The 2732-nt window shown below is 74.4% G+C and carries 2 protein-coding genes and 1 pseudogene; 1 reads left to right on the top strand and 2 read right to left on the bottom strand.

Features of this window, described 5'->3' with window-relative positions; translation table 11 throughout:
- Positions 1 to 1267: BTAD domain-containing putative transcriptional regulator (locus tag ACWDR0_RS34735; protein ID WP_456355827.1), on the bottom strand; the 1267-nt coding region annotated here is incomplete at its 3' end.
- Positions 1268 to 1405: 138 nt separating this feature from the next.
- Here ACWDR0_RS34735 and ACWDR0_RS34730 point away from each other — a divergent pair.
- Positions 1406 to 2206: a site-2 protease family protein gene (locus tag ACWDR0_RS34730; protein WP_456355826.1), complete on the top strand. Its 801-nt coding sequence runs from the start codon at positions 1406 to 1408 to the stop codon at positions 2204 to 2206.
- Between the two features lie 121 nt (positions 2207 to 2327).
- Here ACWDR0_RS34730 and ACWDR0_RS34725 read toward each other — a convergent pair.
- Positions 2328 to 2732: pseudogene (locus ACWDR0_RS34725) on the bottom strand (VCBS repeat-containing protein); the annotation flags it as partial.

The following is a 2732-nucleotide window of genomic DNA, read 5'->3' as shown; positions in this document are numbered from 1 at the left end:
ACCCCGCCGCCGCACCCACCACATGCTCACAGTTGTCCACGATCAACAACATCCGCCGCGACCGGCAGTACTCCACCAACCGCACCAACGGATCGCCGCCCAGCGATTCGGCGGCCCGCAGCTCCTCGGCGCCCGCGCCGCGCAGCACGGCCTGCCGGGCCCCGAGGGCGAGCAGCACGGTCTCGGGGACGCTCCCGGGGTCGTTCACCGGGGCGAGTTCGGCCAGCCAGACCCCGTCCGGGTAAGCGTCCGCGGCCCGGGCGCCCGCCTCCTGCGACAGCCGGGTCTTGCCCGCGCCGCCGGTGCCGAGCAGGGTGACCAGCCGGGCGCCGCGCAGATCCTCCCGGAGCGCGTCCAGGTCGTCCTCCCGTCCGACGAACGACGTCAGCCGGGCCCGCAGATTGCCGCGCGGGGCGGCGGCGACCGGGGAGAGGGACTCCCGCGGGGCGGGCGCGGGGTCGCGATCTCGCGCGGGGCGAGGGTCGTACGCGGTGCGGGGCTCCTGCGGGCCCTGCGGCTTCCCGGGGGCCGGGGACCCGTCCGGGGTGAGGAGTTCCCGGTGGAGCGCGCGCAGTTCGGGGCCCGGGTCGGTGCCGAGCCGGTCGGCCAGCCGGGCCCGTACCTCCTCGTAGGCCGCGAGTGCCTCGGCGGGCCGTCCGGCGGCCCGGAGGGCACGTATCCGCAGTGCGTGCAGCGGTTCGTCGAGGGGGGCGTCCGCGCAGGCCGCGGTCAGTTCGGGCAGGGTCTCCCCGGCGCGGCCCAGGAGGACCAGCGCGGCAAGCCGGTCCCGCACCGCCGAACCGCGGCGGGCCTCCGCACCGGCCGCCTCGGCCCGGCCGCCGTCGGGGAGGTCGGCGAGCGCCGGGCCGTGCCAGAGCGCGAGGCTTTCGTCGAGGACGGCGAGCGCCTTCACCGCGTCGCCCTCGGCCAGGGCGCGGGCGCCCTCGCCCGCGAGCCGGGTGAAGCGGTGGAGGTCGATGTCGTCGGGGTCGGCGACCAGCCGGTAGCCGGCCCCGCCCGCGGCCGAGATCACGGCCGCGGCCCCGATGGTCCGCCGCAGCCTCCCGACGAGTGCCTGGAGCGCCCCCGTCGCATCGGCGGGCGGCTCCCCGCCCCAGACCTCGTCCACCAGGGTCCCCACCGGGACGGCCCGTCCGGGGCTCAGCGCCAGCGCGCCGAGGAGGGCGCGCAGCCGGGCGCCGCCGAGGGGCACAAGGGTGCCGTCGTCGCGATGGACCTGTGTGGTGCCGAGTACGGAGTAGCGCACCCGGCCATTCTCTCCGCAGGGACGGCCGCGCGGCTCCGGATCTCCGTACGGACGGAACCGGAAGCGTGGCCCGGTTCGTTGACCCCGCACCGACGGGTACGGTCGGTCACCACGCCGTCACGCCACCGGAGCCGCGCCATGAGCCCAGCAGCCACCTCCTCCCGGTCCTCGCGCCGTGTCAGCCCGGTCTTTCTCGGCATCGTCGCGGTCGGCGCGGTCGCCGGCTGGGCGGTGTGGACGGACTGGGCCGAGACGGCCGGGATCGCGGTCTTCCTCTTCGTGACCGCGGCCTGGGTGGTCTCCCTCTGTCTGCACGAGTACGCGCATGCCCGCACCGCGCTGCACAGCGGCGACCCCACCGTCGTCGACAAGGGGTATCTGACGCTCAACCCCCTCGCCTACACCCATGCGCTGACCAGCATCGTCCTGCCGGTCCTCTTTGTCGTCCTGGGCGGTATCGGACTGCCCGGCGGTGCGGTGTTCATCGAACGCGGCCGGATCCCGGGCCGCTGGCGCCACAGCCTGATCTCCGCGGCGGGCCCGCTGACGAACGCGGCGTTCGCCGTGGTCTGCACGGCCCCGTTCTGGCTGGACGGTCTGGAAGGTGTGCCGCCGCTGTTCCGCTACGCCCTGGCTTTCCTGGCGCTCCTCCAGGTGACGGCCGCGATCCTCAACTTCCTGCCGGTACCCGGGCTCGACGGCTACGGGGTGGTGGAGCCGTGGCTCTCCCCCGCGATGCGCCGCCGGCTGGCCCCGGTCGGGGCGTACGGCCTGCTGGTCGTGTTCGCGCTGCTGTTCTTCGTACCGGAGGTGAACCGCGCGTTCTTCGGCCTGGTGGACTGGGTGCTGAGGGGACTGGGGGTGCCGGAGCTGGAGACGGCGTGCGGCTACGACCTGTACCGGTTCTGGCGGCAGCCGTCGCCGGTGTGCACGGGCTGACCTCGGCGGGCACGGCACGAGCCCGTCCGGAACGCACACGTCCCCCGCGCCGGGTCGCGGCGCGGGGGACGGGAGACGGTTCCGCAGGGACTTCCGGATCTCCCCAACCGGATGTCCGGTGCTATCCGAGGGCCTTCTTGGTGCGCCAGTCGGTGGAGATCACGCCGACGGGTGTGCCGTGGTGGGTGGCGCCGCCGGGGTAGAACCGGACGATGCCGTTGTCGGCGGCTCCGGTGACGGCCCACATTTCGGGGATGCCGTCCTTGGTGATGTCCGGCGTGCCGGTCAGCAGCGGGATGTTGGTGGTGTTCCAGGAGGTGCCGTACTGGGCGTCGACACCGTTCTTGGAGTTGACGGCACTGGCGAGCGAGGTCAGTTCGGTGCCTCCGCCGGTGGCCGGCTTGCCGTGCCGCAGCAGCAGACGCGAGGTGTTGAAGTCGCGCCAGACCATGTCGACGGCGCCGTCCTTGTCGTGGTCGCCGAGGGAGACCAGGTCGCGGTTGGTCCAGGCGGTGGCGGAGAGCTG

It is taken from the genome of Streptomyces sp. NPDC003691, from assembly GCF_053981115.1.
This window is presented reverse-complemented; position numbering and strand designations above follow the sequence as displayed.

What these genes read in the sequence shown, in the direction of transcription:
- ACWDR0_RS34730 (WP_456355826.1), top strand. Translation starts at nt 1,406, where the DNA reads ATGAGCCCAGCAGCCACCTCCTCCCGGTCCTCGCGCCGTGTCAGCCCG.